Annotated in this window: 20 protein-coding genes and 1 pseudogene; 5 read left to right on the top strand and 16 right to left on the bottom strand. The window is 64.1% G+C overall.

The genetic code is table 11. The annotated features are described in order from the left end of the window. Nucleotides 1-3: 3 nt before the first annotated feature. Complete coding sequence (locus NNL39_RS05850) at nucleotides 4-348, bottom strand: L-rhamnose mutarotase (protein WP_255160753.1); 345 nt, start codon at nucleotides 346-348, stop codon at nucleotides 4-6. After that, nucleotides 336-1,502: an L-rhamnose isomerase gene (gene rhaI, locus NNL39_RS05845; RefSeq protein WP_255160752.1), complete on the bottom strand. Its 1,167-nt coding sequence runs from the start codon at nucleotides 1,500-1,502 to the stop codon at nucleotides 336-338. Before rhaI ends, NNL39_RS05850 begins: the two co-directional genes overlap by 13 nt. A gap of 101 nt (nucleotides 1,503-1,603) precedes the next feature. Between rhaI and NNL39_RS05840 the strand changes: the two genes are divergently transcribed. Continuing rightward, nucleotides 1,604-2,623 carry a LacI family DNA-binding transcriptional regulator gene (locus tag NNL39_RS05840; RefSeq protein WP_255160751.1) on the top strand — a complete coding sequence of 340 codons (1,020 nt, stop codon included), beginning with the start codon at nucleotides 1,604-1,606 and terminating at the stop codon, nucleotides 2,621-2,623. Nucleotides 2,624-2,816: 193 nt separating this feature from the next. Here NNL39_RS05840 and NNL39_RS05835 read toward each other — a convergent pair whose 3' ends face one another. The 7 genes from NNL39_RS05835 to NNL39_RS05805 all read right to left on the bottom strand — a co-directional run bounded on the left by NNL39_RS05835 (nucleotide 2,817) and on the right by NNL39_RS05805 (nucleotide 11,782). After that, nucleotides 2,817-3,239: an acetyl-CoA C-acetyltransferase gene (locus NNL39_RS05835; protein WP_255160750.1), complete on the bottom strand. Its 423-nt coding sequence runs from the start codon at nucleotides 3,237-3,239 to the stop codon at nucleotides 2,817-2,819. Between the two features lie 738 nt (nucleotides 3,240-3,977). Next, nucleotides 3,978-4,985: a LacI family DNA-binding transcriptional regulator gene (locus NNL39_RS05830; RefSeq protein ID WP_255160894.1), complete on the bottom strand. Its 1,008-nt coding sequence runs from the start codon at nucleotides 4,983-4,985 to the stop codon at nucleotides 3,978-3,980. A gap of 49 nt (nucleotides 4,986-5,034) precedes the next feature. Continuing rightward, nucleotides 5,035-7,638 (bottom strand): family 78 glycoside hydrolase catalytic domain, encoded by a 2,604-nt coding sequence (locus tag NNL39_RS05825; protein WP_255160749.1) that lies wholly within the window; start codon nucleotides 7,636-7,638, stop codon nucleotides 5,035-5,037. Between the two features lie 8 nt (nucleotides 7,639-7,646). Beyond that, nucleotides 7,647-8,660, bottom strand: a complete 1,014-nt coding sequence (locus NNL39_RS05820; protein WP_255160748.1) for a glycoside hydrolase family protein — start codon at nucleotides 8,658-8,660, stop codon at nucleotides 7,647-7,649. Then, entirely contained in the window at nucleotides 8,660-9,508 is an 849-nt protein-coding gene (locus NNL39_RS05815; RefSeq protein ID WP_255160747.1) for a carbohydrate ABC transporter permease, read from the bottom strand. Before NNL39_RS05815 ends, NNL39_RS05820 begins: the two co-directional genes overlap by 1 nt. Then, complete coding sequence (locus NNL39_RS05810; RefSeq protein WP_255160746.1) at nucleotides 9,492-10,379, bottom strand: carbohydrate ABC transporter permease; 888 nt, start codon at nucleotides 10,377-10,379, stop codon at nucleotides 9,492-9,494. The genes NNL39_RS05815 and NNL39_RS05810 overlap by 17 nt, the downstream gene beginning before the upstream one ends. Before the next feature lie 89 nt (nucleotides 10,380-10,468). Continuing rightward, nucleotides 10,469-11,782 (bottom strand): ABC transporter substrate-binding protein, encoded by a 1,314-nt coding sequence (locus tag NNL39_RS05805; RefSeq protein WP_255160745.1) that lies wholly within the window; start codon nucleotides 11,780-11,782, stop codon nucleotides 10,469-10,471. Nucleotides 11,783-11,833: 51 nt separating this feature from the next. On the opposite strand from NNL39_RS05805, the gene NNL39_RS05800 reads away from it, so the two are divergent. From NNL39_RS05800 to NNL39_RS05785, 4 genes and pseudogenes are all read left to right on the top strand, one after another. Continuing rightward, complete coding sequence (locus NNL39_RS05800; RefSeq protein WP_255160744.1) at nucleotides 11,834-14,704, top strand: discoidin domain-containing protein; 2,871 nt, start codon at nucleotides 11,834-11,836, stop codon at nucleotides 14,702-14,704. A 143-nt stretch (nucleotides 14,705-14,847) separates the two neighbouring features. Next, nucleotides 14,848-15,775: pseudogene (locus tag NNL39_RS05795) on the top strand (IS481 family transposase). Between the two features lie 512 nt (nucleotides 15,776-16,287). Beyond that, a complete protein-coding gene (locus NNL39_RS05790; RefSeq protein WP_255160743.1) occupies nucleotides 16,288-16,968 on the top strand; it encodes a GntR family transcriptional regulator in 681 nt (226 codons plus the stop codon). 5 nt (nucleotides 16,969-16,973) lie between these two features. Beyond that, on the top strand, nucleotides 16,974-18,206 hold the full coding sequence (locus NNL39_RS05785; protein ID WP_255160742.1) for an alpha-hydroxy acid oxidase: 1,233 nt from the start codon (nucleotides 16,974-16,976) through the stop codon (nucleotides 18,204-18,206). A gap of 61 nt (nucleotides 18,207-18,267) precedes the next feature. On the opposite strand, the gene NNL39_RS05780 is transcribed toward NNL39_RS05785, so the two are convergent. The 7 genes from NNL39_RS05780 to NNL39_RS05750 form a co-directional block, all read right to left on the bottom strand. After that, nucleotides 18,268-19,002, bottom strand: a complete 735-nt coding sequence (locus NNL39_RS05780; RefSeq protein WP_255160741.1) for a glycosyltransferase — start codon at nucleotides 19,000-19,002, stop codon at nucleotides 18,268-18,270. Then, nucleotides 18,999-20,312, bottom strand: a complete 1,314-nt coding sequence (locus NNL39_RS05775; RefSeq protein ID WP_255160740.1) for a bifunctional PIG-L family deacetylase/class I SAM-dependent methyltransferase — start codon at nucleotides 20,310-20,312, stop codon at nucleotides 18,999-19,001. The genes NNL39_RS05780 and NNL39_RS05775 overlap by 4 nt, the downstream gene beginning before the upstream one ends. Then, entirely contained in the window at nucleotides 20,306-21,352 is a 1,047-nt protein-coding gene (locus NNL39_RS05770; protein ID WP_255160739.1) for an acyl-CoA dehydrogenase, read from the bottom strand. Before NNL39_RS05770 ends, NNL39_RS05775 begins: the two co-directional genes overlap by 7 nt. Nucleotides 21,353-21,505: 153 nt before the next feature. Next, nucleotides 21,506-22,180 (bottom strand): GAP family protein, encoded by a 675-nt coding sequence (locus NNL39_RS05765; RefSeq protein ID WP_255160738.1) that lies wholly within the window; start codon nucleotides 22,178-22,180, stop codon nucleotides 21,506-21,508. Between the two features lie 11 nt (nucleotides 22,181-22,191). Then, nucleotides 22,192-22,695 (bottom strand): TetR/AcrR family transcriptional regulator, encoded by a 504-nt coding sequence (locus NNL39_RS05760; protein WP_255160737.1) that lies wholly within the window; start codon nucleotides 22,693-22,695, stop codon nucleotides 22,192-22,194. Between the two features lie 63 nt (nucleotides 22,696-22,758). After that, nucleotides 22,759-23,127: a hypothetical protein gene (locus NNL39_RS05755; RefSeq protein ID WP_255160736.1), complete on the bottom strand. Its 369-nt coding sequence runs from the start codon at nucleotides 23,125-23,127 to the stop codon at nucleotides 22,759-22,761. 4 nt (nucleotides 23,128-23,131) lie between these two features. Continuing rightward, a complete protein-coding gene (locus NNL39_RS05750) occupies nucleotides 23,132-24,145 on the bottom strand; it encodes an SDR family NAD(P)-dependent oxidoreductase (RefSeq protein ID WP_255160735.1) in 1,014 nt (337 codons plus the stop codon). Nucleotides 24,146-24,162: the final 17 nt, after the last annotated feature.

Here is a 24,162-nt window from a genome sequence, read left to right as displayed (position 1 = left end):
GAGTCAGGAGCCTTCCAGTTGTTCGGTCAAGTTGAAGACCTCGGGCAGTCGACGCGCGGCTTGGTCTGCGCGGCCGCCCAAGCTGATGAAGAAGCGCGACATCTCGGTCTCCCACTGCGAGGCAACCTTGCTCGCCGCGAGCGAGGCCTGTGCGGCGTCGTCGTCATCAACCTCGTAGTAGCCGAATAGCGTGCCATCGGACTCATCGATGAAGAGGGAATAGTTGCGCCGGCCACTCGCCGCAATCGCCTCGAGCATCTCGCGACGCACGGGCGAGTGCACCGCGCGGTAGTCGTCGAGCAACTCGGGCCTCACCTGCAGGCGGAAGGCGACTCTCACGCGTTCCATCCGGCCTGTTGGCCCCCCACGCGCTCAGCCACGATGCGCTCGCGGTAGCCGCTCGCGGCGTAGGTGGCGAGCGGGTCGGCGGGCAGGCCGCGCGACTCGCGCCACTCGGCGAGCGGAGTGCGGACATCCGTGTAGAAGGCGTCCATCATGATCGCGTTCGCGGCGAGCACGTCATTTTCGCGCTGAGCGGCATCGAGCGCCTCCCGGTCGATCAGCAGGGCGCGAGCGGTCATCTCTTGCACGTTGAGCACGCTGCGCATCTGGCCGGGAATCTTCTCTTCAATGTTGTGACATTGATCGAGCATGAAGGCGACCTCGCTGCCCTCGTCGTACGCTCCGCCGCGCACGACTTCTACCATGATGCGGAACAGTTGGAAGGGGTCGGCGGCCCCGACGATCAAGTCGTCGTCGGCGTAGAAGCGCGAGTTGAAGTCGAACGAGCCGAGCTTGCCCAGGCGCAACAACTGCATGACGATGAACTCGATGTTGGTGCCGGGGGCATGGTGGCCAGTGTCGAGGCAGACCATCGCCTTGTCACCGAGCGCGGTGACCTGCGCATAAGCGGTCCCCCAATCGGGAACGTCGGTGTGGTAGAACGCCGGCTCGAAGAACTTGTACTCGAGCACGAGGCGATGCTCATCGCCCAGACGCGCGTAGATGGTCGCCAAGCTCTCGGCCAGGTGATCTTGCCGGCGACGCATGTCGTCTTGGCCTGGGTAGTTGGTGCCGTCAGCTAGCCAGATCTTCAGATCGCGCGAGCCCGTGGCATGCATGATGTCGATGCAGTCGAAGTGGTGGTCGATCGCCCGTTGGCGGACCTTCGCGTCGGTCGCGGCGAGCGAGCCGAACTTGTACTCCTCGTCTTGGAAGGTGTTCGAGTTGATGGTCCCGAGTGTGACGCCGTGGTCTTCAGCGTGCGCGCACAGGGCCGCATAGTCATCCACCTTGTCCCACGGAATGTGCAGAGCGACCGAGGGGGCGAGGCCCGTGTGCCGGTGCACCTGTGCCGCGTCTGCGATCTTCTCGAAGGGGTCGCGGGGCGTTCCCGGCGTCGTGAAGACGCGGAACCGGGTGCCGGAGTTACCGAATGCCCAGGAGGGGAGTTCGATCGACTGCCGGTCAAGGTTGGGCGCGATGGTATCGAAGGTCGTCATTGACGGATGCTGCTCTTTCCGTGGTCGTTTTGAATCGTTTCATGACTCTATGGGCAGCGATGCTCGCCCGTCAAGTGAAACGATTCGACTACCCTCGATTCATGGCACCGATCGGCATCAAGGATGTTGCCCGGCACGCGAGCGTCTCAGTGGGGACGGTCTCCAACGTGCTCAACCGGCCTTCGCGGGTGAGCGAGGAGACCGTGGCGCGCGTGCGACAGGCGATCGACACGCTGGGCTTCGTGCGCAACGATGCGGCCCGTCAACTGCGCATCGGCCACAGCTCGACCATCGGACTCGTCGTGCTCGATATTGGAAACCCGTTCTTCGCCGACATCGCACGGGGCGCGGAGGACGCTGCCGACTCAGCCGGGCTCTCGGTGATTCTGGGCAACAGCGACGAGAACACGGTTCGAGAGGGGGCGTACCTCGATCTCTTCGAGGAGCAGCGTGTTCGCGGCGTCCTCATCTCTCCGATCGGAGATGTGACCGAACGGCTCAACCGCTTGCGGAGCAACGGAACCCGCACCGTGCTGGTCGACCGCAGCGGCGCAGGCACCGGGGTGTCGTCTGTTTCGGTCGACAACGTCGCCGGCGGGTACCTTGCCGTTCGGCACCTCCTCGACCTCGGCCGGCGCCGGATCGCATACCTGGGCGCCCAGTTCGAGATTCGACAGGTCGTCGATCGACTCGAGGGAGCTCGACGCGCGATCGCCGAAGTGCCGGGAGCCCAGCTCGAAGTGGTCCGCGCGGACGGGTTGACCGTGGTCGATGGTCGGAAGGCCGGTCAAGCGATCGCTCGTCGCGCCACTGCGGATCGGCCCGATGCCGTGTTCACCGTCAACGATCTGCTCGCCGTCGGCGTGCTCCAGGCCTTCGTCATGACGAGCGACGTGCGAGTACCGGACGAGGTAGCTCTGGTGGGGTACGACGATATCGACTTCGCCGCGGCCACGGTGGTGCCGCTGACCTCAGTTCGGCAGCCGAGCCGGATGCTCGGAGAGACCGCGGTGAGCATCCTGCTCGAAGAACTCGACGACCCCGAACTGACGCCACAGAATGTGGTCTTCTCCCCAGAGTTGGTCGTCAGGGCCAGCTCTGTGTACCCGCCCCCGGCGTGACGGCACGATCCAAACCGCCGCTTCTAGGATCGCGCTTTGTTGTCGTTAATTTCTGCTCGCGGGACACTTGGAGATCGGCGCTGCTGCACCAGCAGGCTCAGCTCCCAATCACCTCGCCTTGAGGCGCCGAAGAGCCGACCGGGTCTCCGTGCACCGAGTAAGGCCCCTGACCACAGTAATCATCAGGACTGAACTATCCGCTAGGGAAGCCGTGGCCGTGAACCGTCAGGACCGTGACAAGCGGCACCGGTGGCCCCACGATCAAATACGACCATCGCAGTGTCTGGCCCAGTTGCCACGAATAGAGTTGTAGCGGCAGAAGGAGATCCCCAATCTCTTCCAGTCGACGAGCGAACGTCTCCAGCTTTCGAGCGCCGAAGGCACCGATCGAGAGATTGGGCGCGATCACTGCCCTGTTCGGAAAAATGATGTCAGCCGGAACACTCAGTTGTTTCGCCACCTGAACGAAACGAGCAGCCGCGGCTGATGCTTCATTGACGTCGACTGTCAGAAGGCCATAGACCGAGAGTGAAGTTGTGGTGAGGACTGGCGCAATTGCATTTGCGGGCTGCGACTCAAAGACGACGTCGGGAACCAAGGCTGATGAGTGCGCCATGATCTCGGCGAACAGCCCGACCCGCGTTCAATCGCCCCATAGTCGTTGTTCAAGGCAAGTCCTGCCGCGCAGTCGGTGGGCCGAGAAAAGTTACCTGCCGCGATCGAGCCGGCATCATATGAAAACACCAACTTCAGGATCGCCAGCTATGAGAGCGTGGTTCCAACCCGACTCCTTCTTCCACGTCCACCATGACCACACCATCCTTAGACAAGACGACATGGAGCTGGATCCCGTGGCCAAGAAGTAGCGATACGCAACGGTCGAGCGCGAGGCAAACACCGCCGCGTCCGGAGCATCACGTCCGGGCAACAGACCAACATTCCCAGGTTCGGTCGACGCCCCCTCCACTATTCGCTCAAAATATTCAAGATATCGTCGTGCGCCAGCGGACTAACGGCTTCCATATCTCATTGCTTCTCGTGGCCTCACGAACCGAGCTACGCGCGGGGATTTCCATTTCATGGACGCTTGACCTACCGCGACCACAGCCTCCACACCGCACCTCGCGATCACGTTAAGATCAGCGGCGGCCGCCTCACGCAAGACTCGACGATACGTTCAACGCGTGCTCGGTTTGACCAGTTCGACAGGTTGTTCGCGGGAACGCCAAAACAAGCGGGTATCTGCTTTAACGGGACACTGCTCTAGCGGCGGCGGGCGACACACACGTCCTCAATCCTCTTCCTTCGTCACCGACCCAAGAAGTGCCTGTCGGTCACGTAATCTCGAGGCGAACTAGGTAGCAAGATCACGCACGTCGCGGACGGAATCGCGGAGAACAAGCTGGGGCTGTCGCTCGACGAGCATTTCCTTCTTGATACCCAGCAACAAGTCAACCGCCGCCCGGCCCAGCTCGGTAAAGTCCTGTCTGACCGTCGTGAGGGGCGGGGCGAAGTGGCTCGCGTCAGGCAAGTCATCGAATCCCACAATAGAGACATCGTCAGGCACTCGGAGCCCCGCCTCGTTGAAGGCATGAATCGCTCCGAGCGCCATTTGGTCGTTTGCTGCGAAGACGCCCGTAGGCCGGAAGTCTAAGAGTCGACGAGCGGCACGATAGCCGGATGCTGAGGTCCAATCGCCGAGGACCGTGGGCCCCGGGGCGATCCCCGACGCCAGGAGTTCCTCGTTGAAGGCAGCAGCGCGAACCGCTGCCTCCTCCCAGTCGGCCGGTCCACCGATATGGGCAATGCGAGTGTGCCCATTCTCAAGAAGGTGCCGGGTGGCAGCCCGGGCTCCGCCGGTCTGATCGACCGTAAGGCTCATTGCGCCGAGCGTAGTCGTTGAACCCAACGTAACCACAGGACCTCGTAGGGGATGACGATTGAGTACGTCGAGCACTGGTCGTTGTGGAGCGATCACAACGAGACCATCAATGCCCAGGTGATACAGGTGGTCGAGACCATCTACGATCGACTTGCGGTCGTGCGGATCGACATCTACCGTGCACACCCAATAGCCGGCAGAACGGGCCGCCTGCTCGATGCCAGCGATACCAGATATAGGTCCGTACTGAGTCGTTGAGGCCGTCAGGATCCCAAGCATTCTCGATTGATTCGTCGCCAGCGAAACTGCAGCTCGACTTGGCTGATACCCGAGCTTCGCGATCGCCGTTGACACACGCTCCCGCGTGGCCCGACTCACGTTCGGATGCTCGTTGAGGACCCGTGACACAGTCTGGTGCGAGACCCCGGCTGCGCGCGCGACATCACGAATGGTAGGCGTGTGAATGGGTGCGGCGTCCATTGTGGTCATAGCGCTCCGCTGATGTAGTGAAGGAATGTCCCTCTCCCTCTCACATACTAGGACTTGACACGTGCACAACCTTCGGGTGGCTGAGGACAATGTCGTGCCTGCCCACGAGCAATAGATTCGCCCCTTCGACCGGTCGGGGGCGGTTGTTCACGCGCAGAAGGGACTCTTTGGATTGCGGCAGTTCCAGGCCTAGCTCCAGGCCCTCGGGCACGATCACGCGTGCCCTCAGCTCACCCGACGACGTGATACGCCAGGCGGCACTGAGCTTGCCGTACACGGTGATCTGACTCACGCGTCCAGATGTTGTCTCAGTGCTCACCAGTGGCCGGAACCGCGCGACAGCCCTACCGGTCAGATCAGTCTCGATCCCTCCGACGCGCGTGTGAAGCCAATCCGCAACGGCGGCACCCGCTAGGTGGTTGAAAGAAATCATGCCCGCCGCGGTTCCGTCGAGCGCGTTGTCTCCCACTTCACCCTCTGGCGACAGTGCATCCCAGCGTTCCCACCAGGTGGTGGCGCCTCGATTGACCTGAGCTTGCCATGAGGGCGACTGGGTTCCCAGCGCGAGACGCACAGCGTCGGCCGGGTAGCCCCCCTCAGTGAGCGCCTCAAGTATGAGGGGCGTCGTGAGGAAGCCGGTCTGAGCACGCCAACCAGCCGCCCTCACGTGGTCTGCGAGTCGGCGTGCGACCGATGGGCGTTCCTCGGCGGGGCACAATCCGAATGCCAGAGTCATCGCGCAACCCCCTTGTGAATCGAGTGCCGCGGGTAGAAGGGGGTATAGGGCTTTCACCGTCGTCGCCGCAGCGTTGGCGAGTTCGCGCGATTCTTCCTCATGGCCGAGAGCGTCCTCGATCGACGCCGTTCGGCTCAATGAACGCGCCAGATATGCGTTGGCGACGAAGACCGCTGATACCGCGGCCATCCAGGGCTTGCCAGTTGGCGCGGTCGGGTCGAGCCAGTCGCCGAATTCGAAGTCGCGTCGGATGAGGCCGTCTGGGCCGCGTGAGGCAAGGCAACGCGCAAGCCAAGCGCGAATGGCGAAGAGGCTCTCGGTGATCATGCTGCGATCGCCGGTCGCCTTCCATAACTGGAAAGGCACCTCTACAAGTGCGTCCGCCCAACCGGCGCGGTCGTATATCTCCACCTCGAGACCGGAGCCAAGTGGGAGTCCACGCCCGCGTACAACGTCGGGAATTAGTGGAGGAACCGAGGTTGTCGAAGAGTCGATGAGATCCCTTAGCCAAGATTCCCAGAAGTGACGCATGGGGAACATACGTAGGGCTGTGGCGGCGACTAGTTGCGCGTCACCAGTCCAGCCGAGGCGTTCGTCCCGCTGCGGGCAGTCAGTAGGGATCGACACTAGGTTGCTGCGTACGGTATTCAGCGAGACGTCATGGAGGGCCTCCAAAGCCGGGTTTGAACTTGCAAATGCGAGCCCGGGTCTGGTGGCGGAGCTATACTCGACCCACGAAACGGAGTCAATGGTCGCGCTGCTCTCGACGTGTACGAATCGGAAACCGCGGTAGGTGAAGTCGGGCTGGAACTCAAAGTAACCGTCCGCGGCGAGTACATATTCGTCGCGACATTGTGCCCCGCGGTTGGAGGACATCTCGAGGTCACCGTCGGGTTTGAGGATCTCCGAGTGCATTACGACCAAGCGGTCGCCTCGCTGTCCCCGACCTTTTACGCGTGCGACTCCTGAGCGGTTGACGCCGCAGTCGTAAACGCCGGCGCCGCGGTCCACGGCTTCTCCGCTGTCGACCACCCGTACCCCCAATTCCCTGCGAGGAACGAGGCGTGCGAGCGAGCCCCGTGCTGGCTCGGCATAGCCCCACTCGGCGTCATCGAACCCCGGCTGGTGCCAGCCGGCCGGTTCGGCGCGAGCATCAAGAAATGCCCCGTCATAGAGGCTCGCCTGGCGGTGGGTAGCCGCGAACCACCGCCAGCTCGCGTCGGTCTGTATGCGCGCATCGGGTAGGTCTAGCTGGACAAGAATGCGTCGCACCTCTCCGAATACGGACACATCTCCGGCCGCCCCGAGTCGGCCACGGTACCAGCCGTCAGCGACCTCGGCGCTCAGCACGTTCTCGCCCTTAACTAGGAGATGCGAAACGTCTACAGTCGCTAGTCGAAGCCGATAGCGGTAGTCCGTCCAGCCAGGAAAGAGGACTTCCTCGTCGACCTCAATTCCATTGAGTCGCACGGTGGCCATTCCCCAACAGGTGAAGGACAAGGTAGCCCGGTCGGGTAGATCAACGACAACGAAAGACCGACGGAAGTACTCAACGCCCGCTGAAGCCGAACCGCCAGCAGGGCCCCCGACCGGCTTCGCCGTAAGTCGTTGCTTCGACTCCGGCGTCGCGACAGCAAGTGACCAAGAGGTCCATTCCTCGCGGCTGTCATGCTCCACCAACACGCGGACCTGAATGGCGGCGGCATTCGGAGTATCGTCGACGATCCAGGGCATCTCTGAAACGTCGCGCAGCTCATGCAGAATCTCGCCTGAACCAGCCAACCAGCGCACGTGTAGGGCGAGCTGTCGGGCATTGACAGGCAACGCCCAGCGCACCGTGCGCCAAGGTCCATTGGCGCCTTCGGGTCGCGGCAAGGGCGCGATCGTCGCCTCGATAAGGAGCGTCACTTTGGCTTCTAGCCGGTGCGGCGCACGCGGACCATACCCACGTTGCCAAACGAGGTGGAACCAGGCAGGGCCCCGCGATCATCGAAAGCCGTGAAGTAGATCCGCCACGCGTCCCCGTCGGGGATGAACGACAGGGGGGTACGAACACGCGACGCCCATGGGCAAAGATCGTCGGGAAGGAAGAGAGGCTCTTCCCGAGTCCAGCTGATCCCGTCCAGTGAAGTCATGATGCCGATGCTGCGAGCGAAGGCCGGGTCAAGCGCGTCGTTCTCGTAGACGCTGAGGAACGTACCGTCGTCTAGCGTTACGACTACGGGGTTCTCAATGAATTTCGGTTCTGCCGTCACCGGATTACCTCTAGGTTCGCGGGTCCAAGTCCCAGTGAGGGTGTCGGCACGAGCAACGCCCACCGCCCAGTTGCAGTTGGGGTACTGGTCTACGTCGCAACTGCCATACAACCCGATCCAGCCCCGCTCACCACGGTAGGCATAGAACGAGTCGGTGCCCTGGTGCCCCTCCCAACTTTGCGAGTGTTCGTCCGGTCGCATTGCGACGTCCTGGTCAATGTATGGCCCGCCGATTCCGGCGCGCCCATGAACTGCGGATTGGGCGCGCCAGATCATCCCGTCGTGGTTGCGGTTTGAGATACCGGGGGCGGAACGATAAGAGACATAAAAGAGCTGCCACCGGTCGGTGTCGTCATCGTAAATGGGCATTGGCGAGAAGTACGCAGCTCGTCGATCAAGGCCACTAAAGTCGCCGGTTGACTCGCGCAGCGAGGAAACACGCTGCCATGAGAAACCGTCCCCGGACGACCAGTGTGCCAGCACTGTGCGACTCCACAGCGGTTCGGCAATGAGCTCGGAAGTGAACAGGTGGTAATTGCCATCGATCAGGTATGCGCACCCCCCTTCGAACCCGAACCCTGACTGCCCTGCGATCGTGCGATCGGATCGGATGAGGGGCTCTTCAGTGCCCGTGATGATCTCTAATGGGTACGTGCGTGAGATGACGTGGGTCATTACTTAATAGCTCCTGAACTCATACCGGCAACGATCTGCCTACTAAAGAAGATGAACGCCAGAAGAGGCGGCACCGTTACTACGAGGATGTTCGCGAACAGCAAGTTCCATGACGTGAAGAACTGGCTGCGAAAGTTGAAGAGGGTTAGCTGTGCAGTCGCATTGGCGTCTCCGGGCAAGAAGTACAACGGCGTCGCAAAGTCGTTGAAGACGACGATGGCTTGAATGACGATCACTGTGACCATCACCGGTCGCAGCAGGGGAAACACGATCACCCAAAACAGTCGCCACGATGTGGCTCCGTCGATTAGGGCCGCTTCATCCAACTCCCGCGGCACGGTCGTCATGAAGGCCCTGAACAACAGAACGGAGAAGGGCATGCCGTAGGCGACCTGCACCAGGATCACGCCCGCAAGCGTTTTGAAGAGGCCCGTGCCTTGCAACACCCAGATTGTCGGGACGATCGCCGGCGGCACAAGGAGAGCCAAGTACATGATGAGTGTGACTGCGCTCGTGGCCGGACCAGGCCGGCGTGACAACACGAAAGCCACCATCGCCGAGAGGAGCACGATGAGAGCGACGCTAAGCGTCGTGATCACTGTGCTGTTGATGAGAGCGCGCACGACAATGCCGTCTCGTGTCGTCAGTACCTCACCCAGGTTCTGGAGCAAGAGGAACTCGGTCGGCCAACCGAAACTAAACTCTGCAGCCTCTGCTTGCCCCTTGGATGCCGTCAGCAAGATGAACGCGAAAGGAGCGCCGAAGAAGAGCACCACGATCGCCAGAACAGCCCCGCCGACTGCAACATGGGTAGCGCGCAGGCGACTGCGCCTACCCTTCGCGTTCACGGTCAGCCCTCCGAATGACGAGCCAAATGGGAATGGATGCGATCAAGACCACCAGGAAGAGCACAACGTTCCCGGCAGTCGACAGCCCGTAGAACCCGGCTTGGTACTGCTTGTAAACCACGGACGCGAGAACGTCGGAGGCGAACCCTGGTCCTCCTCCCGTCATCGTCCAGATCAAGTCGAAAGCCCGGATGCATCCGATTACTGACAGGAGCAGCACAGTGAGCGCCGCGGGCTGAATAAGTGGGAGATAGACAGACCGGATTAGCTGCAAGGAACTCGCACCATCGACGCGTGCAGCCTCAATGGTTTCGCGTGGGATCGACACGAGGCCTGCGAGCAGAATCACCGCTGCGAGCCCCACCCCCTTCCAGCCGTCTACGGCCGCGACGGTCAGTAGCGCGAGGCTCGGGTCGCCCAACCAGTATGGTGCCGCAACACCGAGGGCTTCGAGAGCTTGATTGACAAGCCCCGTGTTGGGGTCAAGAAGTACAGAAAAGGTGATGCCTATTCCGATGGTGCTAGCAATTACAGGGAAGAAGACGAGCGCCCGGATTGCCGACCTGAAAGCAATGGCCGTGTGCAGCAAGAGCGCGATTCCAAAACCGACGACAAGCTTGACGGCAGTGCTGACGATCGTAAACAGCACCGTGTGGCCGATGGAATTCACGAGGCCAGCTTCTGAGAAGAAGCGAAAGAAGTTGTCAAGCCCGATGAACTCCGAGTTGACGAGGTCCCAACGCGTGAGGCTGAAGTAGAACGCCGCGAATGCGGGCACAAGGAAGAAAATAGCTAGCACCGCACACGGCAAGATCAGGTACCACAGCGGGTACGCCGTCCGATGCGAGCGCTGCACGGAATACAAGACCACAGTGACGCCTATCTGAAATGGAGTTCATCGGATCGGGAGGAAGGGAGGAGTCCACCCCGCCCGAGAAACGGGGCAGACTCCTCACACATTCACCAGCCCGCGAGTCCTAGTTGCTGAGCTTGCTTCTCGACATCCTCGTCATACTGCATGGCCGCAGACGCTGAGTCGATCTGGCCGGTTCCAACCGCCACCAGAATCTGCTCAAGGTTGGGCCCCTTGACCGGGCTCAGGAACTCGAGCGGCGGCGCCGAAGCTCCTTCCGTGTCGAGATAGCCGAGCAGATCCGAGATGTAGGCGGAGACTTCCGTCGGCAGTGAGCAACCTTCGATCAGATAGGGACCGGTCACCCCGACCGCCTCAGTGATGACGTCGCAGCCTTGCGTGCTCGCCACATAAGCCGCAAAGTCAAGCGCGGCCTGCGGGTGCTCGGTGTCCTTCGAAACGTACATGCCCCCGGGCAACCACGCTGTGAGGCGCGTATCGTCTGCGGACTTCGCGGGCACCGCAAAGAAGCCGATGTCGGCGATATTGTCGGGGTAGTTCGCCTCGATGGTTGCACCGGCGAAGGTGAGCATCGGGTAGGTCGCTGCCTCGCCGGTCGCAACCATACGAAGACCGTCTTCGAAGGTGGCAGTTGCTGCGTCGCTGTTAAACCAACCCTCATCGAATCCCTGCTGGATGTAATCCATGCCGCGCCGAGCAATGGGGTCGTCGGCAAACTTCGCCTCGTTGTTAGTGAAACGCTCGGCCCAGTCGGGCTCCTCAGAGAGAACGTTTGCAAAGTTGGCAGCGAACAGCATCTGGGATGTCCAAGTCTCTCCGTACGTCTGCGCGACTGGAACGATCCCGGCCGCAAGGATTGCGGAGTTGTTTTTCTCAAACTCAGCCCACGTAGTCGGCACAGCCAGACCAAGATCTGCGTAAACCTTCTTGTTGTAGAACAGGCCCCCACCCGTGGCGCCCCCGATCGGCACCGCGTATTCGGAGCCATCGGTGGTGCGAATTCCCTGGCGGAAGGTTTCGTTGACGTTCTCCATGAGGCCCTCCCCGCTGAGGTCGAGCATGTAGGTATCGACGGAGAGTGCCTCATTGGCTGAAGCACCCGCGTTGTAGAAGAGCAGGTCGTTCATCTCTCCGGTGGCCAGCTTGGTCTTGACGAGGTTGTCGCCGTCGGCGCCAGCGGGCCGGGTCTCAAGCGTGATCTCGACGTCTGGACGCGTTGCCGTGAAGCCGGCAACCAGAGCGCTTGCGATAGCGAGCTCGGTCTCCGCACTTCCGACAAGCAAGGTGAGCTTCGCTTCCGATGGCGCATCTTCTGCAGTTGTGGCACACCCGGCAAGACCTAGAACGAGCGCCGAGAGTCCCAACGCTAAGGCCCGCTTGGGGGAAAGCAATGTTGTCAACGTATGTCTCCTCATTGAGTGGTCGATGGTCCAAGACCTCGTGATCGATCCGTGAAATACGGACTGCCGCAGATGATAGCTGAAATAGTGACCGGTCACAATCTGACATCCATCAGGATCGACTGCTTGTTCAACTGTAGGCGGTTCTGCATACTTGTGACCGGTCACTACTCGCTGTCAAAGATGATGGGATCTGTTATGCGCCGTACGTCAAAGTTGGTCGTGTTTGCAGGAGCACTTGCGCTGGCACTTATGGCGGGCACTAGTGTCACCAGCGCCAGCACCAATCGGACCGATGAGGAGGGCGCGAACTTCACGGGCAGCTGGAGCGTGCAGAGCACCTCGGACCCCGCGAGCGACTTCTATGCACCGGCGCCATACGGCGCGAACAGCGACGACTTTCGGCTATCCGAGTCGTCGGGGTCTGCAGTCTCGTTCACCTTCACAGGAAACTCGATCTCCGTCATCGGAAGCTACGCCTCCAACTTCGGCAAAGCCGACGTAAGCATCGACGGCGGCGCGGCCACAACAATCGACCTGTACATCAAGCCATACGAGTTCGAGGCCTCTGATGGCACGTACTACAACTACAAGCACAATCGCGCGATCTACGTCATGGACGGCTTGGCCGACGGCACCCACACCATCACGATCACGGTGAAGGGCCAGAAGGATCCGGCATCAAGCGGTTTTGGAGTCGCCATCGATTCGTTCATAGCGCGAGACACCAACCGCGCGAAGAATGCAACCGTGACCGCTTCTTCGTCCCTCGAGGGCTCGTACTGGGCCAAGAGCAACGTCGTCGACGGCCAGACAGGATCGACCACGACGTCCCTCGGGTGGACGTCCGATGGCAATCTCACGACCAACCACACTGAGTGGCTACAGGCCGATTTAGGCGAGACCAACTTCGTAGACCGAGTTGACCTATTCCCTCGTAGCGACGTTGGGAGCGTGGGAGCGTACTTCCCAATCGATTTCACAATCGCGCTTTCCAACGACGGGACCACATGGACGACGGTCGTTAGTAGGGCCGGCTACCCCACTCCTTCAGACACGGCACAAACCTTCCGATTCGGCGCGCAGACTGCACGCTACGTCAAGATAACCGGAACTAACCTCCGTCAGAATCCCGACGAGAGCAATCGATACAGGATGCAATTCGCCGAGATCGTAGTCGCATACGACAGCTACCAACACTCGTCCACGCTGACCGCGATACCGGATACGACTTACTACGTCAGCACGAGCGGCAATGATTCCAACAACGGAACTAGCGCGTCGACACCATGGCGAACGCTGCAGAAGGTTTCCCAATACGCGTACTCGGGGGGAAACTCAATCCTCCTCAAGCGCGGAGACTCCTGGACCGGAGAAACTCTTTACCTGCACGGTAACGGGACGGCCGAGAATGCGATTCTGGTCAGCGCCTACGGTTCCGGCAACAAGCCAGTTATCAGCGCGAACATGGGGGAGGCTATCGCCTCGATCAAAATCGTGAACAACCATGGAATCAGGATCGCTGGACTCGAGTTAACGGGAGGCGCATTCGGAATCGAAGTCCTTAACGACGCTACCCATGGTCACGATTACCTGTATCTCGACGACCTCTATATCCACGACGTCGAAGGCAGATCTATTGGCACGGACCTTGTGTTCCCGTACCCCGAGAGCTACTTCGGCGCGGCGATCCTCATTAGCTCTCTGATGACCGATGAGAACCAGGACCAAACAGTATTCTCGAACATCACGCTCACCAACTCAGTCATCTCGCAAACCGACACCGGCTTCATCAATCTGGTGCGGGACAAGCCCTACGACTACACGGGTCTTCCGACGAATGCCTGGAACTCAGACCGAGATGCGTACACCAACGTGAACATCACGAACACTCAAATCTACCGCAGCTATCGCAGCGGTGGAATCATGATGTACGCAACGACCGGGGGCGTCACGGACAATGTCGTAATCGACGAGACGGGCTACCTCAAGGGTATGTTCTGGGGCGTAGCCGCATTCCAAATAGCAAACAGTGAGAACTATACGGTGCAGAACTCTGAATTTATGCGGACCTACAAATCCAATCAATCACCAGACGGCGAAGGCTTCGACTTCGAGGCTGGTAACAGGAACGTGACGCTTACCAATTCCTACATTCACGACAATGCCGGGCCGAGCATTTTGCTGTACGGAGAGAATGGCGGATGGTTCCTCAATAACACCGGCTTGATCATAAACAATGTGTTCGCCTATCGTAACGGTACCGAGGGGGCTGGGTTTGACTCAAAGGCGATAAAGAACTACCCAAGGAATGAAGGGATCATTCAGAATAGCGTCTTCATTAGGAAGTTCGCGGGTCAGGATGTCACCTCTGATCCTGTGGCTTTCGAGTCAAGCAACTACATAGCCAACCCCGACTTATCGCAGGCCTTCGGGCCGGGTCGCACCAAGTGGGCTTTAGGAGCTAGCGTCATCGCAAGCAGTAACGTGAACGACTACGGCTGGACGCTCGCTAACGTGGTTGATGGAATCTGGAGCAGCAAGGCAGGGGCCGCAGGTACCGTGAACGGTTGGTCATCCAACAGCAACCTCGGCGCAGATCACACTGAATGGATACAGATCGACCTCGGCCAATCCCGAACTATCTCGGAGGTCGATCTGTGGGCGAGCGACCGCGACACAATTTACTTTCCCAAGGATTTCGACATCCAGATTTCGGTCGATGGAGCGTCCTGGACTACCGTCGCGTCCAGGACGAACTACGCTCAGCCAACCTCGACGAGCCCAAAGCAAGCCTTCACATTTGCCGCGCAGAGTGCAAGATACGTAAAGGTCACCGCAACATCACTGCGGTCGAACCCACTCGAGTCGAATAACTACAGGATGCAATTCGCCGAAATTGACGTGCTGCAGTTGCACTAGAGATTGCGCCGCCGCGGTCGCGCTGCCGTGGCTCTACGCCACGGCCAGATGTAATTCCTCGGGACGTTGTGAACGTTTGAGGTAGCGAAGACCTCCGGAACGATGTGGGTTACCACACTCACGTCGGCAAACCGGAGGTCTTCGTGTCTCACGCTAACGTTCTGCTCACCCCGAAGGGCAGACTCAACCTCGCTTTGCTCGTAGTCGAGCGGGGCTGACCGATTCGGCGCGCTGCCGCGCAATTCGAGTGCTCGCCGGCAATAGCGTGGAAAAGGTCGCCCGCTATCGACAGGGCTTGAGCTTGGTTGATGGAAGCTCCCGCCCTCATCGCAGCCCATCACAACTTTCGCGACCCCTGGAGCGCAGAATCATCGCGCTTCGTTTCACCCGCCGGTGGGGCCTGCACCAAATCAGGTACCACATGGGGGTGCCGCGCTCCACTGGTGGCCGCGTACTGGACCGCTATCGGATACCACTGCAGGCTCACGTCGATTATGCAACGGGGCTGCCAGTACGCAGGCGCCGTGCGGTCCGATACGAGCTGTCCCGGCCCGGTGGATTGGTGCACGTCGAGATTAAAAAGCTCGGCCGTATCCCGCACGGTGGCGGTCATCGCATCGTTGGCCGCCAGCAGGGCAACAAATACAACGACGGGCCCGATCGCGGCGGGCGCGGCCACGCGTTTCTTCATTGCGCCGTCGATGACTTCCGCCGACTGGCCTATTCAGAACAGCTCCCGAACGAGCGCAAAGAGACCGCCGCGAGATCCTGGCGGCGCGCTGAGGCGTTCTTCGCCGAGGCCGGTTTCACCGTTGAGGCGGTGATGACGGACAACTGTTCCTGCTACCGCTCCGGCGACTTCGCTGAAGCCCTCGGGCCGAACAAGCGCCCTTAAACTCGCCCCTACTGGCCGCCGAGTGGGCTCACGACGAATTCTGTGCCAGTGCCGAGGCTCGAGCAGCCACCTGTCCCGCGTGGTCACATCACTACGATCACCACCGACCCCACACCGGCATCAGGGTCCTCACACTCTCAACCCGCGTTCACAACGTCTCGGGGAACTGCGGCTAGACGAGACGGCAAGACGTGGGCACTTAGATCTTGCGGTCGCGCCTCGCAAACTTGGGGGCACACTCATGGCGACATGACTTCGAACAGCCAACAACCTTTCTAATGCGCGCAACTTCGACGGACGCAGATGTCCCCCAATGGCGGACTGATGCTCCGTTGTAGATTAGGCGACTCTTGCACTGAGGCGACGGGAGTCGCCGCAGAATGAATAGGCTCCTTACCGAAAGCGCTTCCGGAGTACTGCCGGGAATCTGTCGAGACGACGCCTCGGGAACACGATTTCCGCACGGTCGCGGATGGCCCAAAGGCCCTCGTGGGATTTCTTGCGCTGGCTCAACTTGATCTCCAGTGGGCCGAGACGCTGATACGTCAACCAGTCCGCGGTCAGTTATCAACGACTATGGCCGCGGGCCTCTGAATCGCCGAGACGGCAACGTAACCAGTTACGTCGAGGAAGCCGGCTGTCACGACAAGCCGGTGCACTTGTATAACAATCTGCTACTGTCGCCCGCATGAGCAGTGACGCCCTCGCCGTGACACGCGTGCCCGACGCGGTGTACGAGGCGCTGCGCGAAAGCATCCTGAGTCAGCGCGAAGCGCCCGGAACCGCCGTGACCGAGCAGGCCATCGCCGACCGCTTCGGCGTCGCGCGCCCGACCGCCAAGGTCGCGCTCGAGCGGCTCGTCGCCGACGGGCTGCTGCGGCGCGAGGCCCACAAGACCGCGCGCGTGCCCGAGCTGACGCGCGACGACATCGTCGACCTCTACGCCAACCGTGCCATCGTCGAAGAGGCCGCGCTGCGCACCCTCGCCGCCGACGGCGTCGTGCCGATCGCGGCCATCGCGGCGCAGCGGATGCTCGTCGACGCCGCCTCCGACGCCTCGACCGCTGACCGCTCGGGGCCGCTAGCCCGGGCCGACATCGCCTTCCACCGCGCCCTCGTCGAGGCGCAGCGCTCCCCCCGGCTCGCGCGCCTGCACGCGCTGCTCATGGGCGAGATCGAGCTCTGCACGGGGCAGGTGCAGGCGCACCGGCTGCTCGCGCTCGACGACGTCGTCGCGCAGCACCAGGGCATTCTCGACGCCGTCGCCGCGGGCGACCCCGACCGCGCCGGCGCCCTCACCCGCGCCCACATCGAGGGGGCACGCAACCGCCTGCTCGCCCGCTACGACCTCACTCACACGAAGGACTAGCCCCCATGGTGAAACACCGCTTCCCGCGCCCGAAAGAGCTCGCGCCGCTCATGCGGTTCAAGACGCCCGAGCTCAACGGCAAGAAGCGCCGACTGCAGGGTGCGCTGACCATTCACGACCTGCGGGCGATCGCGCAGCGCCGCACGCCGAAGGCGCCCTTCGACTACACCGAGGGCGCGGCCGAGGCCGAGCTGAGCCTCGGTCGCGCGCGGCAGGCCTTCGACGACATCGAGTTCCACCCCGCGATCTTGCGCGACGTGAGCCACGTCGACACTGGGTGGGATGTTCTCGGAAAGCGCGTCGAGTTGCCCTTCGGCATTGCGCCCACCGGCTTCACGCGCATGATGCACACCGAGGGCGAGGTTGCTGGGGCGACGGCAGCGGCTGCGGCGGGCATCCCGTTCGCGCTGTCGACGATGGGCACGACGAGCATCGAGGGCGTGCGGGATGCGGCGCCCGAGGGACGCAACTGGTTCCAGCTCTACATGTGGAAAGACCGCGAGCGCTCGATGCAGCTCGTCGAGCGCGCGGCGGCCGCGGGCTTCGACACCCTGCTCGTCACGGTCGACGTGCCCGTCGCCGGTGCTCGCCTGCGCGACAAGCGCAACGGCTTCTCGATCCCCCCGGCGCTCACGGTCGGCACGATCGTCAACGCGATTCCTCGCCCGTGGTGGTGGTGGGACTTCCTGACCACCGAGCCCCTCGCCTTCGCGAGCCTCTCGAGCTGGAACGGCACGGTCGGCGAGCTGCTCGACGCCATGTTCGACCCCACGGTCACCTACGACGACCTGAAGTGGATCAAAGAGCAGTGGCCCGGCAAGCTCGTCGTCAAGGGCGTGCAGACGGTCGATGACGCGAAGCGCCTCACGGCGCTCGGCGTCGACGGCATCACCCTCTCGAACCACGGCGGTCGCCAGCTCGACCGCGCACCGATCCCCTTCCACCTGCTGCCCGAGGTCGTCCGCGAAGTCGGCAAGGACACCGAGGTGCACCTCGACACGGGCATCATGTCGGGCGCCGACATCGTCGCCTCGATCGCCCTCGGCGCGCGCTTCACGCTCATCGGCCGCGCCTACCTGTACGGCCTCATGGCCGGCGGGCGCGCGGGCGTCGACCGCGCCATCGAGATCCTCGGCGGTGAGATCACCCGCACCATGAAGCTGCTCGGCGTTACTTCGCTCGACGAACTCGAGCCGCACCACGTGACGCAGCTGCAGCGGCTCATCCCGCGCGGCTGAGGGCGTCACCCGGGGCCGGGCCCCGTCGCGACGTCGTGGTGGTCGCCGCGGCGGGGCCCTCTCAGCCGCGCAGCGAGCGGGCGTCGCGCTCGAGCGACTCGGCGATGCCGCGCAGGTGTCCGGCGTAGCCGCCCGCCGTTCTGCCGAGCGTGCGGCCCGAGGTCATGACCTCGGCCCGATCGGTCGCCACGACGGTCGCGCCCGATGCGACGAGGCGCGCGACGAGCTCGTTGTCCTCGTGCTCGGCGAGCGGCGCGAAGCCTCCCGCCGTCAGATACGCGGATGCTCGCACTCCGAGATTCGCCCCGTGCACATGCCCGTTCGGCCGACCGGGCTCGTGGGTCTCGAGCCACTGCCGCACGTGCGCGGCCGACAGGTCGTCGAAGTCAGGTCGCACGGTGCCGATGACCACGTCGAACCCGGCGTGCTGCATCTGCACGTGCTCGCCCACCCAGTTCTCGGGCACGACGGAGTCGGCGTCGGTGAGGGCCAGCCACGAGCATCCCGCAGCGATCGCCTGCCGACAGCCGACGGATCTCGCGATGCCGACGTTCTCCGCGTCGATCTCGAGCACGACGAGCTCGCAGTTCCGGCTCGCTCGCGCCCGCTGCGCGGCCGCGCGGGCCGCCTGTGCGGTGCCGTCGCGACACGAGTCGGCGACGACGACGATCGAGACGCGGGCGTCGACCTGCGCAGCCGCGACGATGATGGAGTCGAGGCAGCGCCCGATGAGATCGCGCTCATCGCGCGCGGGAACGACGATGCCGACATGCGGATCCCTGCGACGCGCGCTCACGCGATGCCCTCGTGCTGGGCGACCGAGCAGGCGTCGCGGCTGTAGACGTCGATGACGAAGTCGGCCTCCACGTGGTGCACGATGCGGGACACGCCGCGCGCGGCGATGACCGCATGCACTTGATCGCCCGTCAGCAGGTGCTCGGCCACGGGTCGGCGCCAGTGGCAGGCGAGCATCGTGCCGTGATCGCCGAGCGCGGCGTCGAGCTCGCGCAGCGCCTGCTCGAGCTGCTCCTGCGTGAAGTAGTAGCCCACCTCGGAGAGCACGACCAGATCGAACGGCCCCGCTGGCACAGTGGCGCGCACATCGACCTGCTCGACCGTCACGTCGGCACGGCCGACGAGGCGCGCACGCGCGAGGGCGACGGCCCGCGCCGAGAGGTCGACCGCGAGCAGCTCGTCGCAGCGGTCGGCGAGGTCGGCGGTCAGCACGCCGATCGAGCAGCCCACCTCGAGCGCTCGCCCGTATCGCCGTGCCGGCAGGCTCGCGAGCGTGATCGCGCGCTTGCGCTGCTCGTACCAGCGGGACTCGACGCGCCACGGGTCGTCGCGGCGGGCGTACGCGCGCTCGAGCCAGTCGGCGATCGCATCGTCGCCGTCGATCACGATGAACTCGCGATCGGCTGCCGCCGCGTCGAGCACCGCCGCCGAGAGCACGGGGGCGGCGCCCTCGGTCTGCGAGGCGTACTCGGCGAGGGCGCGCAGCTTGATGCGGGCGTCGATCGAGGCCGCGCGCATCCGCCGCCAGTCGATGTCGGGGTGATCAGGATGCCCCCAGTGCCACATCCAGACGGGGTACTCGCCGAGGCGGTGCGGTTCAACGAGCTCGGCCGCGATCTCGCCGACCACCCGGTGGTCGCGATGGCGGTCGCCGCGCCAGGGGGCGAGCACGAGGGCATCCGGGGCGGCGTCGGCGAGCGCGATCGACAGCCCCGCGGCGATCGACACGCGATCGTCGGGAGTGCGGCCGTCCGCGAACCGCAGGAACAGCACGCGCGCGGCGGGCGCGAGCACGGCGATGGCGGCGCGGGCCTCGCGTTCGCGCCGCTGGGCCAGGGCGGAGTCGCCCGTGCCGTCGGGCGACCCCGCGGCCGCGCCATCGGTGACGATCACGACGTCGACAGCGACGCCGCGCTGCGCGCACGACGCGATGATTCCACCCGCGCCGAGCGTCTCGTCATCGGGGTGCGCCGCGATCACGACGAGCGACAGGATGCGCGCCAGGTCGATCAGCGGCGCCGCCGTCCAGCGGCCGTCGGCCTGCCACTCGCGGGCGCTCGTCCCCGGCTCGCGCGCATCGAAGATCACCACGGCGCTGGTTCTTCGGCGAGCGCGGCCCCGAGCGAGGCCTGGTCGCGCTCCGCGTGGTGCTGCCGCACATAGAGCTGCAGGTCGGCCACGCGCTTCGCGTGCGCGCCGTCGAGCGCGAGCGGCGCGGGCCCGAGCGCACGATGGGCGCGATCGATGACCTCGTCGCACGCGCGGGCGACGGTCGCGCGCACCCGTTTGGCCGTCAGCCGCGGGTCGGCGTTGGCGAGCACCGTGATCTCGGCGGCTTCGGCGAGCGCGCGGCGCGCGGCCTGCAGCACCTCGTCGATCGCCCCGAGGTGGGCGAGCAGATGCGGATTCGGCGCGGCGGCAGCAGCGGCATGCAGGGCACGGGCGATGCCGATGGCTCCCCCGAACCAGCAGGCGGCGACACCGACGCCGCCCCACCAGAACTCGGTGCGGTCGAGGTACCACCCGGGCTCACCGACACGCACGGCCGCGACCCCGGTGAACCGCACGGGTCCGCTGGGAATCTCGGCCAGACCGCGAGCGACCCACACCTCGTCGTCGATCTCGACGCGCGGGCCCAGTCGCGCGGCGAACAACGACCGACGATCATCGCCGTCGACGTGAGCCGTCACGAGCGCCGCATCGAGCCGGCTCGCGAGCGAGCACCACGGCTTGACGCCGCTCAGGGTTGCCGTTCCACTCGACTCGATCGCCGTGAGGGGTTCGTCTCCGCCCTCGGCCGCGAAGACGCCCCAGGTGAGGGCGGTGACGGCGTCGCCCTCGTGGGTCTTGACGCGGGCATCCCGCAGCATCGAGAGCGCATCGAGGTGCGGCTCGACGATGCGCGCAACCCCGACGTCGTGGGCGGCCAGCGTGGCCAGAGCCTCCCACTGGTCGAGCAGATTCGGCACGACGGCCGGGATCGTCTCTCCGAGCTGACGGGCGAGCCGCAACGACTCGTCGACCCCCTGCGGCGCGTGCCGCAGAACGATCGCCGTCAACGGCCCCGGGTCGAACATCGCGGGAGCGAGCGAGACCGGCGCGAGCAGGGCGGTGTCGGGCAGGGAGGGCATACGGGCAGCTTTCGACAGAGCGGGCGCACCAGCCGGAGCGCTCGCGCTTCTGCACTGTCTCGCGATGCCGCGCCACGAGCAACGGGTTGACACGAGGGCATCTCGCTGTCAGCAACTCGCGTCGCTCAGTCCTTCAGCGAGCACGGACGTCCCTCAACTGATCCACGAGAAGATGACGGGTGCACCAGCGACGAGCACGCCGGCCGTCATGAGCAGCACCGCGGCCACAATCGAGCGGGGCACCGAGCCCTCGGTGAACCGTCGGGTGATCGAGCGCAGCCACTCGGTCGTCCGCTCCCGGCTCACGAGCCCGACGACGAGAAGCACCAGGCACGGCACGCAATAGATCACGGCGTAGCCGGCGATGACGAGCAGGCCTGCGCCGATGCCGATGTCGGCATCGACGAGTCGTTCGATGGCAATGAAGTAGGGGAACGCATTGGGCAGGTCCGCGGCGGTGACGATCACCCCGAACGGCACCGCCGTGGCCGGCGAGAACCAGGCGGGAAGCTCGAGTGGGCTGCGAGGCCGATCTCGAAGCCGACGGATGCCCGCCACGACGAGTGCGATACCCGCCGCGCCGAACGCCACGAACCGTAGACCGATGAGCAGCCCGTCGATTGCGGCGGCAACCGCGCCAGCGGTGATGAACAGAAGCGCACCCACCGTGAACACGGTCAGCGCAGCACCCATGATCACGGCGCCAGCGGTGAGGCCGGGCCGCCGCGGAGCCGACAACAGGGTCAGGATGACGGAGACCATCGTCGCGGGGTTGAGCGAGTCGAGCGCGGCGAGCCCCACGATGGTGAGCAGCAGTGCAGCGGTCATGGCCGAGCCCGCTACTTCAGCGCCGCGAGCAGCTCACGCGTGCTGAGCGCGCTGAGCGGAGTCGGACTGAGGAGGCTCTGCAGCAGCATCCCGTCGCCGACCATGCGGATGATTCGGGCGCGCGTCGGGTCGCCGACCTCGTCAGCGATGAGAGCCTCCCACTGCCTCGTGGCGTCGAGGATCTGCTGGACGGCATCGCCCAGGTCGTCGTGTGCGCCCAGCGCGATGATCGCGAGGGTCGACAACGGGGTTCCGTCAACCTCTGGCTGCGCCGATAGCCGCAACCATGTATCGACGACCTCGCCGCGCGTCGCGGCGTCGCGAAGCTCACGATCGGTCGCATCAACCGCTGCAGTGATCAGTGCAGACACGAGGGCAGAGCGGCTGGCGAAGTGGTGCATCAGGCCGCCCTTCGACACGCCCGCATCACCGGCGAGGGCGTCGAGCGAGGGCAAGCGACCATGCGTCGAGATGAAGGATCGAGCGGTATCGAGGATCAGATCGCGGGCCGACATACACCGATCATGGCATACCGACCGACCGGTCGGTTTGTTTCGGGTCTCTTGTTCGAGATGCGGTCAGCCGTACAGCCCCGGCGCGATCGTCGCCACGGTGACCGCGTGCACGACGGCGATGCCGAGGTTCGACAGAACGACGGGGTTGCGCAGGGCATCCTGCACCGTCACGGCGGTCAGCACCTTGTAGACAATCTGCACCGCCAAGAGGCTCACGGCGGCGGCCTCGAGGGCCGTCGACGGACCCATCATCGCGACGACCGCGAGCAGCGCCGTCGACGCGGTGAGGATGGCGATGTAGATCGCGAGCAGGATGTCGCGCGCGGGCGCGCGCTCGCCCCAGGCCCGCACGATCCAGGGCGCGCGGGCCGCGAGCGAACCGACGACCGGCACGAGCACGACGATGTTGAGCAGCAGCGAGACGAGCAGCACGACCTCAGGCCTCCTGGGTGTGACGGTGGTCGGCGCCGGGCGTGCGGTGAGCATCCGGATCGGAAGGAAGATAAGGCGCAATCGTCGCGTCGAGCCAGCCGATGAGCTCGCGCTGCCGCTCGGGCTCGTACGTCACCTGCTCGGCCTGCGTCCGCTGTCCGATCTCGATGTAGCCGTCGTGCACGCCGGCGTGCGCATCGCCGAGGGCGAGCTCGACCGCGTGCCGGCCGGTGATGCGCGCCGTCGTCGCCTTGGGGTGCAGGACCATGACGGGCATGATCCAGCGCCACACCCAGTAGCGGAATGCCGACATGTCGCGCACGAGCCCCGTGCGCACCGTGAGGCCGGGGTCGTAGGTGTTGAGGCGGCGACCGGTCGCGCCGAGGCGCTCGGCCCACGCGTGCGCGGCCGTGACGAGGGCGAGCTTGCTCGAGGCGTAGGCGATGCCGCCGCGCTCGCGACCCCTCGCCTCGGTCGGGGCCTCGGCCGGGTCGGCCGTCGCGAGGGCGGCGGGCGCCTGCCACTGCGGGTCGGGGATGAGGTTGAACGAGTGCTTCTTGCCGCGGTGCGTCGACGAGCCCATGACGACGACGTGCCCGGCGGGCGCGAGCATCGGCGCGAGGCCCGTGACGAGCAGGTGCTGGGCAATGACGTTGATCGTGAAGGTGCGCTCGTGCCCCTGGGCGCCGAGCGTCGCGCGCGACATGAACTGCGTGCCGGCGTTGAGCAGCGCGGCGTCGATGGGCGCGATCGTGCCGGCATCGATGAGCGCGCGCACCTCGGCGAGCGCCGCCTGCACCGAGGCGAGGTCGGCGAGGTCGACGCTCACGCCGTGGGCGGTGAGGCCGGCGGCGCGCGCCTGGTCGAGCGCAGCATCCAGTGCTGTCGCATTGCGGGCGAGCAGGACGAGGTGGGGGCGGGCCGGGTGCTGCAGCAGGGCGCGCAGCATGCCGGCGCCGATGCCGCTCGTCGGTCCGGTGAGGAGGACGGTGGGACGAGTGATGTCATGAACTGTCATGTCGTCAGACTAGGTGA

It is taken from the genome of Microcella humidisoli (assembly GCF_024362325.1).
Lineage (GTDB): Bacteria > Actinomycetota > Actinomycetes > Actinomycetales > Microbacteriaceae > Microcella > Microcella humidisoli.
Note: the sequence above shows the minus strand (reverse complement) of the source record. Positions and strands in the feature narration are given on the sequence as shown.